This window comes from Desulfovibrio sp. 1214_IL3152, from assembly GCF_036763055.1.
Lineage (GTDB): Bacteria > Desulfobacterota > Desulfovibrionia > Desulfovibrionales > Desulfovibrionaceae > Desulfovibrio.
In genome coordinates this window covers 1-2,023 of the sequence record NZ_JBAIYW010000375.1, presented here as the reverse complement: position 1 = coordinate 2,023, position 2,023 = coordinate 1, and the positions used below count along the sequence as shown (strand labels likewise).

Sequence of the window (2,023 nt, the reverse complement as noted above, 5' to 3'; positions counted from 1 at the left end):
GGGACTCACTGTCCGGGGGCAAGACGCGAGAGTCCGCTTTTTGCGAGGCATGGCAGGCTGCCGCCGCAGGGCGGCAGACCACGCTGCGGACGGCGGGCAGTGCGCCTTGCCGGCTCAGGACCGGGATTCTTCCTCTGCCTTGGCCGTATTCCACAATTCGTCCTTTTCATCGAGGCTCAGGGCGTTGAAATCCTGCCCCTGGGCGCGGGCCAGCTCTTCCATACGGGTAAAGCGCTTCAGAAAACGGCGCGTTGCCAGGTCCAGAGCCTCGCTGGCCTTGATGCCCTTGCGGCGGCCCAGTTCGGTAATGCTGAAAAGCAGGTCGCCAAGCTCATGTTTCTGGGCTTCTCCACTGCTGTTGGCGGAAGCGTCCAGCCATTCCAGCCACTCGGCTTCCACCTGCTGCTCCACCTCTTCGTCCTTGGCCCAGGTAAAGCCCACGCGGGCGGCCTTGGAATGGATGCGGTATGCCTTGATCAGGGGGGGCAGGCTTTCGGGCAGGCTGTCGAACAGGCCCTTGGGTTTGCCTTCTTCGTCGGCGTGTTCGGCCCGTTTGATTTTTTCCCAGGCCTTGAGCTGTTCATCAAGACTGTCGAACACCGTGTCGCCAAAAACGTGCGGGTGACGGCGAATCATCTTGGCCCTGTTGTTATTCAGGGCGTCGGCAAAGGTGAATTGCCCGTCCTTTTCATACAGCCGCGCCACAAAGAGCAGCAGAAAGGCCACATCGCCCAGTTCTTCGCGAATGTCGGCCACGTTGCCCGAGCGGATGGCGCTGACAAGCTCGTGGCTTTCTTCAATGATATAGTCGGCCAGCGTATGGGCGGTCTGTTCCTTGTCCCAGGGGCAGCCCTCGGGACCGGTGAGCGTGTCAATAATGCCCTGCAACTCTTCAACAGCGTTTTTTTCCATGAATGTACGTTCCTTTTTGAATGTCTGCCAAAAGTGAAATGTTCTGCATTTAGAGCACCTTCACTTCTAGAGCATTTTAACTTTGAAAAAGTGTGAATGCTCTAACGCTGTACGAAAGTGCAGCGCGCCACAATGTGGCGTGGATTCAGACGAAAATCGCATTTTTCGGCTGAATGAAAACTTTGAAATGTGAAGCATTTCAAAGTTAATCTGCTCTAAAGACCCAGACGAGAAACCAGGTCAGGCGGCAGCCAGCCGCGAACCTGCACCGTGAGGGCGTTGAAATAGGGCAGCACACGGCTGTGCTGCATAAAAACCGCCTGAGAAAAAAATTTTTGCAGCAAAAGTATGCCCAGGGACCACAGAAGAGCGCCCTTGGCAAGGCCGAGCATGGCCCCGGCCATCTTGTCGGCCCAGGTGACAAAGGAAAAGGAAAGAATTTTTTGCAGCAGACGGGCAATAAGGGCCACGGATAGAAGTACGCCGAGAAAGACCAGCACGTAGGCGGCCACAGTGCGCCAGCCGGGGTCCGTAATAAGCGTCAGATGGGGCGAAAGCCTGTCGTGATAGTTGTGGGCCGCCCAAAAGCCGCCCAAAAGCGATACAATGCCGGCAACTTCACCGACAAAGCCGTGCAGATACCCACGCCCGGCAAAAAACACCAGCGTCAGAACCACAATGAGGTCAAAAATATCCTGGCTCATGCCTTCTCCCTGCAAGATCCCTTTATGCGGTTTCCGGCGCACGCGCCGCAGCCTCATGCGGACGGCGCAAGGCAGCATAGCAAAAGCTCGGGCGCGGCACAATGCATCAGGCTGCCCGACAAGCCGCCGGTAGTTTGCGGTGGCGCGGGTAAGTTGTGACGCTTCCGGCGGTCTGTGACCGCGTTATGCCGGGGAAGTATATTGCCTCTGCATTGATCGGCATGCGCAAGCTTTTGACAAGATGACCACAGATATTACATTGCACAGACGCACACGCCTTGCACCTGACGGGCAAAGCGGAACCAACGGGGGCAATATGAGGAGCGCAAAAGGCCGGGTGGCCGGAGTCGTGCTGGCAGGGGGGCTTTCAAGCCGCATGGGCGTGGACAAGGCCGGTCTGCGCCTGC

At 57.4% G+C, this 2,023-nt stretch carries 2 protein-coding genes; both read right to left on the bottom strand.

Features of this window, described 5'->3' with window-relative positions; translation table 11 throughout:
* Positions 1-114: 114 nt before the first annotated feature.
* A complete protein-coding gene (gene mazG, locus V6C07_RS08085) occupies positions 115-912 on the bottom strand; it encodes a nucleoside triphosphate pyrophosphohydrolase (RefSeq protein WP_333535868.1) in 798 nt (265 codons plus the stop codon).
* A gap of 215 nt (positions 913-1,127) precedes the next feature.
* Entirely contained in the window at positions 1,128-1,616 is a 489-nt protein-coding gene (locus tag V6C07_RS08080) for a CvpA family protein (RefSeq protein WP_333535866.1), read from the bottom strand.
* Positions 1,617-2,023: the final 407 nt, after the last annotated feature.

What these genes read in the sequence shown, in the direction of transcription:
- V6C07_RS08080 (WP_333535866.1), bottom strand. Translation starts at nt 1,616, where the DNA reads ATGAGCCAGGATATTTTTGACCTCATTGTGGTTCTGACGCTGGTGTTT.
- mazG (WP_333535868.1), bottom strand. Translation starts at nt 912, where the DNA reads ATGGAAAAAAACGCTGTTGAAGAGTTGCAGGGCATTATTGACACGCTC.